Origin of the sequence: Jiangella anatolica (assembly GCF_003236295.1) — a bacterium.
GTDB lineage: Bacteria > Actinomycetota > Actinomycetes > Jiangellales > Jiangellaceae > Jiangella > Jiangella anatolica.
Genome location: NZ_POTW01000173.1, coordinates 1 through 4,823, shown reverse-complemented (window position 1 = coordinate 4,823; position 4,823 = coordinate 1). Strand labels below are relative to the sequence as shown.

At 72.3% G+C, this 4,823-nt stretch carries 6 protein-coding genes and 1 pseudogene; 3 read left to right on the top strand and 4 right to left on the bottom strand.

Annotated features, from left to right (window positions below; genetic code table 11):
* Both C1I92_RS32665 and C1I92_RS32660 read left to right on the top strand, forming a co-directional pair.
* Nucleotides 1–400 (top strand): annotated as a pseudogene (locus C1I92_RS32665) (hydantoinase B/oxoprolinase family protein); the annotation flags it as partial.
* Between the two features lie 245 nt (nt 401–645).
* Nucleotides 646–1,515, top strand: a complete 870-nt coding sequence (locus tag C1I92_RS32660; protein ID WP_158564407.1) for an MHYT domain-containing protein — start codon at nt 646–648, stop codon at nt 1,513–1,515.
* 71 nt (nt 1,516–1,586) lie between these two features.
* On the opposite strand, the gene C1I92_RS32655 is transcribed toward C1I92_RS32660, so the two are convergent.
* Complete coding sequence (locus C1I92_RS32655; protein WP_158564405.1) at nt 1,587–2,303, bottom strand: carbonic anhydrase; 717 nt, start codon at nt 2,301–2,303, stop codon at nt 1,587–1,589.
* Nucleotides 2,304–2,326: 23 nt separating this feature from the next.
* Between C1I92_RS32655 and C1I92_RS32650 the strand changes: the two genes are divergently transcribed.
* Nucleotides 2,327–3,502 carry a CaiB/BaiF CoA transferase family protein gene (locus C1I92_RS32650; protein WP_111258793.1) on the top strand — a complete coding sequence of 392 codons (1,176 nt, stop codon included), beginning with the start codon at nt 2,327–2,329 and terminating at the stop codon, nt 3,500–3,502.
* A gap of 4 nt (nt 3,503–3,506) precedes the next feature.
* Here the strand turns inward: C1I92_RS32650 and C1I92_RS32645 are convergent, their stop codons facing one another.
* From C1I92_RS32645 to C1I92_RS32635, 3 genes are read right to left on the bottom strand one after another with little or no spacing between them, the layout of a single operon-like run.
* Complete coding sequence (locus C1I92_RS32645) at nt 3,507–3,926, bottom strand: VOC family protein (protein ID WP_111258792.1); 420 nt, start codon at nt 3,924–3,926, stop codon at nt 3,507–3,509.
* A 2-nt stretch (nt 3,927–3,928) separates the two neighbouring features.
* Nucleotides 3,929–4,396, bottom strand: a complete 468-nt coding sequence (locus tag C1I92_RS32640; RefSeq protein ID WP_111258791.1) for an SRPBCC family protein — start codon at nt 4,394–4,396, stop codon at nt 3,929–3,931.
* The gene (locus C1I92_RS32635; RefSeq protein ID WP_111258790.1) at nt 4,393–4,722 is read right to left on the bottom strand and encodes an ArsR/SmtB family transcription factor; all 330 of its coding nucleotides are present in this window, start codon (nt 4,720–4,722) and stop codon (nt 4,393–4,395) included. The genes C1I92_RS32640 and C1I92_RS32635 overlap by 4 nt, the downstream gene beginning before the upstream one ends.
* Nucleotides 4,723–4,823: the final 101 nt, after the last annotated feature.

The window sequence follows — 4,823 nt, the reverse complement described above, 5'->3', positions numbered from 1 at the left end:
TCTAAGAGACAGGCCGTTCTCGGTGACGATCGACCCGGGCGGGCCCGCCGAGCGCGAGGTCGACGCGCTGGCCGACGCGGAGCCGGTGCGCGCCGGCGAGGTGATCCGGATCCGCACCACCGGCGGCGGTGGCTGGGGCGAACCGCTGGAGCGTCCGGTCGACGACGTGCTGCGGGACGTGCGCTGGCGCAAGGTGTCCGTCGAGGGGGCGCGGGAGGACTACGGCGTGGTGGTCAACGCCGTCGATCCGGACGATCCGGTCGTGGACGAGGCGGCGACGGCCGCGCTACGGGCCGAGCTGCGCGCCGTCCGCCCCGCCGACCAACCGTTCTTCGACCGCGGACCCGGCTACGCCCGGCTCTCCGGCGGCGCCACGTCGGCCGAGGTCGACTGGCGCTGACCGCGCCGGAGTCACTCTGCGTCACCTCCGGTCACGCTCCGTGACACTGGACAAATCGGGTATTGACGGCACTGCATCCGATATCACATGCTCCCCATTGTGGTTTCCGCGAGATACCACAAGATCGTTATTCATGGGGGGCAAGGATGTTGTCGGCAACGAGCCAGATAGATCATTTCACTCATGGTCTGACCACGCCCGCGATCGGTTACGTCTTCATGGTGATGGCGGCCGTGATCGGGCTCATGTGCACGGTACGCGCGAGAGATTCGACCGGGGCGGCCCGGCGGAACTGGCTGATCACCGGCGCCGCGTCGCTGGCGGCCGGGATCTGGACACTGCACTTCATCGCAATGCTGGGATTCCGGGTTTCCGGCAGCCCGGTGCGCTACAACGTATCGCTCACCGTGATCAGTTTGGCCGTCGCGTTCCTCGTCGTCGGCGGCGGCGTGCTGGCGGTCGGATACGGCAGAGATCGAAATCGTTCGCTGTTGTTCGGCGGGCTGGGCACCGGGATCGGCGTCGCGGCGATGCACTACAGCGGCATGGCGTCGGTGCAGATCGACGGGAGCATCGGCTACCGGCCGGAGCTGGTGGTCGCGTCGCTGGCGATCGCGGTCGCCGCGGCGACAGCGGCGCTCTGGCTGGCCTTCACCATCCGCACGCTCTGGGGCGCCGTGGCCGCCGCGCTGGTCATGGGCATCGCCGTGAGCAGCATGCACTACACCGCGATGGCGGCCGTGTCGGCCGAGCTGGCCGCCGTGACCGAGCCGGTCCCGGGCGCCTCCGCGACGGAGTTCGTGGTGCCGTTCACGATCGGGATGGGCGCGCTGCTGCTGGCCGGGTTCACCGTCATCGCCGTGTCGCCGGTCGAGCTGGGGGCGCGCGAGGATGACTACGACGACGAGGATGACGAGGACACGCGGGAGAACCTGTTCGCGCCGCGCCGCCCGGCACCGGTCCCGGAGCAGCCGCGTCTCGCGGGACCGCCGGCCCCGGTCCGGCGGGCGGCGCACCCGCTGCCGCAACGCCCGCAGCGGCCGCAGCACCCGCCGTCCGACGATGATCCGCCCGTGGTGCAGAGCTGGCTGACCCGGCCGGACTCCAGGTCGTAGACGCGGCGCGGCTGGGTGCAGAGCCGGCTGACCCGGCCGGACTCCAGGTCGTAGACGCGGCGCGGCTGCGTTCAGAGCCGGCTGATCCGGCCGGACTCCAGGTCGTAGACGCCGGCGACGACGGCTGTGCGGCCCGCGGCGACCGCTTCGCGCACGATCGGCGAGGCGGCGACGAGGGCCGCCGCGGCGCCGCGGGCCTGTGCCTCGACGCACGCGGCGAGGTAGGCGTCGTCGTCGGCGCTCGTGGGCACGGCGCGGACGGCCGGCTCGATCTCCCGCACGAGCGCGCCGATCGCACCGTCCGGCGCCGGGCCGCCGCGCACCACGTCGACGGTGGCCCGGACGGCGCCGCAGCCGGCGTGCCCGAGCACCGCGACCAGCGGCACGGCGACGTGCTCGACGGCGTACTCGATGCTCCCGATGACGGCGTCGTCGAGCACCTCGCCGGCGGAGCGGACGGTGAACAGGTCGCCCAGGCCCTGGTCGAACACGAGCTCCGGCGCGACCCGCGAGTCGGCACAGCTGAGCACGCAGGCGATCGGATGCTGGCCGTCCACCAGCGACTCGCGGTACGCCTCGTCCTCGTGCGGGTGAAGTGGCTCGCCGGCGGCGAACCGCTCGTTGCCGGCCGCCAGCGCCGCCCACACGTCGTCCGCCGTCGTCGGCGGTGACGTCGCCGCCGTCGTGGACGAACCGGACGAACACCCCGCGAGGCCGGTCGCCGTCAGGCCGAGGGCGCCGAGCAGGCCGAGGGCATGACGCCGGGACAGCCGGCCGTCGTCGATCACGGTGGTCAGCGTAATCTGAGGCGATGGCCGACACGCAGGAGTTCGCCGAGGCCGGGCCATTGGCCGGAATTGTCGTCGTCGACCTCAGCCGGGCGCTGGCCGGGCCGCACGCCGGCATGATGCTCGGCGACCTCGGCGCCCGCGTCATCAAGGTGGAGGCGCCCGGCCACGGCGACGAGTCGCGCACCTGGGGCCCGCCGTTCCTCGGCCCGGACGACCAGCCCGTGTCGTCGTACTTCCTGTCGGCCAACCGCAACAAGGAGTCCGTGGTCGCGGACCTGAAGTCCGACGCCGGCAAGGAGTTGCTGACGCGGCTGGTCCAGCGGGCCGACGTGCTGGTCGAGAACTTCCGCACCGGCGTGCTGGACCGCCTCGGCTTCTCCGTCGAGCGGCTGCACGAGCTGAACCCGCGCCTGGTCGTGCTGTCCATCACCGGGTTCGGGCCGGACGGTCCCGAGGCGGGCCGGGCCGGCTACGACCAGATCGCGCAGGGCGAGGCCGGCATCATGAGCCTCACCGGCGAGCCGGGCCACCCGGCCAAGGTCGGCGTGCCGATCGGCGACCTGCTGGCCGGCATGTACGGGGTGTCCGGGCTGCTCGCGGCGCTGCTGGAGCGCGAGCGGACGGGGCGCGGCCGGGTCGTGCGGGTCTCGCTGCTGTCCGCGCTGGTCGGCGTGCACGCGTTCCAGGGCACCCGGTGGACGGCGGCCGGCGAGGTGCCGCACGCCATCGGCAACCACCACCCGTCGATCGCGCCGTACGGGCTGTTCGAGGCCGCCGACGGCGCGCTGCAGGTGGCCGTCGGCAACGACCCGTCCTGGCGCGCGTTCGCCGCCGTCGCCGGCCTGGACCCGGACGACCCGCGGTTCGCCACCAACCGGCTGCGGGTGCAGCACCGCGACGAGCTGATCGCCGCGGTGGAGGCGGCGTTCGCGGCGCACCCGCGCGACCACTGGCTGGCCCGGTTGTCCGAGGCGGGCATCGCCAGCGGCAAGGTGCGCACGCTGGACGAGGTGTACGAGTGGGAACAGACCCGCTCGCAGGGCCTGCTCATCGACGTCGAGCACCCGCTGCTGGGCAAGGTCGCGCTGCCCGGCCCGGCCGTCCGCTTCGACGACGCCCCGCCCAAGCAGCACACCCCGCCGCCGCTGCTCGGCGAGCACGACGCGTCCGTCCGGGCCTGGCTCGACGAGGAGTGACCGGTCAGCTCGCCGGCGGGCCGCCGGCCGCGGCCTGAGGGTCGATCCAGAAGATCTCCCAGAAGTGCCCGTCCGGGTCACGGAAGCTGCGGCTGTACATGTACCCGAGGTCCTGCGGGTCGCGGGCGAAGCCGCCGCCGGCCGACTGAGCCCGTTCGACCAGCTCGTCGACGGCGACGCGGCTCTCGGCGGACAGCCCGAGCATCGCCTCGTTGACCTTCCGCGCGTCGGCCACCTCGGTCGTCAGGTAGGTCTGGAAGTAGGGCCGGCGCAGCAGCATCACGTAGATCGTGTCGCTGACGCGGACGGTGAGGGCCTTCTCGTCGGAGAAGTTCTCGTCGAAGGACCAGCCGAGCGCGGCGTAGAACGCGCGCGCTGCGGCCAGGTCGTCGACCGGCAGGTTGATGAACGTGGACGTGGTCATGGTCAGTCCTCTCGGTGGGTGTCCAGGGCTCGGGCGAGGGCCGCCAGCACCTCGGCGACCCCGCGTCGGCGTCCGGCCACGTCGTCGTGGCCGTCGAAGTAGACGCCCTGCTCGGTGAGGCGCAGCAGCGTCCCGCCGGCCGACGGTGTCAGCTCGATCGAGGTGAGCGACACCGACAGCCGGACACCGCCGGAGCGCATCTCGTAGCTGTAGACGATCCGCTCGCCGTCGACGATCTCGTGGTAGCGGGCGTCGAAGCGGGTGACGGTGCCGTCGGGGTCGTGCCGGCTCTCGTTGTACTCGGCTCCGCCCTCGCGGAAGTCCGTCGCCGACCCGAGCAGCGTCCAGTCGCCGCCCGGGTCGTGGAACCAGGCGTGCTTGATCGCCGGGTCGGCGAAGGCGCGGAAGACGGCGGCGGGGGAGACCGGGTACTCGCGTTCGAGGGTGAACGTGTCGTGCGTGAGGCTCACCGCTCCTCCTCCGAGAGCACTGAGCCCAGGCGGTCGAGACGGCGCTCCCACGTGGTGCGACGCTCGGCGATCCAGGCTTCGGCGCCGCGCAGGGCGTCCGGCTCGACTCGGCACATGCGGACCCGGCCCTCCTTCTTCGTGTGCACCAGCCCGCTGTCCTCCAGGACCTTGAGGTGCTGCAGGACGGCGGCCAGCGTCATGTCGAACGGCCGGGCCAGCTCCGACGCCGACGCCGGTCCCGTCGTCATCCGTTCGACGAGGGCGCGGCGGGTCGGGTCGGCGAGGGCCTGGAAGACCAGGTCCAGATCCGGTGCATGGTCAAGCATGTGCTTTAGTAAAGCAGGTGCTTGAGTATTTCGCAATCGTCGATCGTTGCCGAACGACACGAGCCGATTGGGCGAACGTCACCGTCGTGGCGGGGCGGGTG